The organism is Neisseria mucosa (assembly GCF_003044445.1).
Taxonomy (GTDB): Bacteria; Pseudomonadota; Gammaproteobacteria; order Burkholderiales; family Neisseriaceae; genus Neisseria; species Neisseria mucosa_A.
This window is the reverse complement of record NZ_POWX01000054.1, coordinates 1-257: the sequence shown is the minus strand read 5'-3', so window position 1 is coordinate 257 and position 257 is coordinate 1. Positions and strand designations below refer to the sequence as shown.

The following is a 257-nucleotide window of genomic DNA, read 5'->3' as shown; positions in this document are numbered from 1 at the left end:
CCACCGCCAAGACCGACCCGACCCCGACGAAGCCGACAAAGCCCTTATCGCCGAAATCTACGAACGGCATAAAGGACGCTACGGGCAAAGGCGCATTGCCGCAGCATTGGATTGGAACCGCAAAAAAGTGGCGCGGTTGATGAAGCAGATGGAACTGAAAGCCCTCATACGGGCGAAAAAAGCCTACCGCCATCCCGCCATGGGCGAAATATCGGAACACCTCCTCAAACGTCGGTTCACAGCCAAAAAGCCCAACG

The 257-nt window shown here is 56.4% G+C and carries 1 protein-coding gene; it reads left to right on the top strand.

The genetic code is table 11. The features are described from left to right. Nucleotides 1-257, top strand: a 257-nt coding sequence (locus DBY90_RS12495) for an IS3 family transposase (protein ID WP_185952218.1), incomplete at both ends; no start/stop codon positions are given.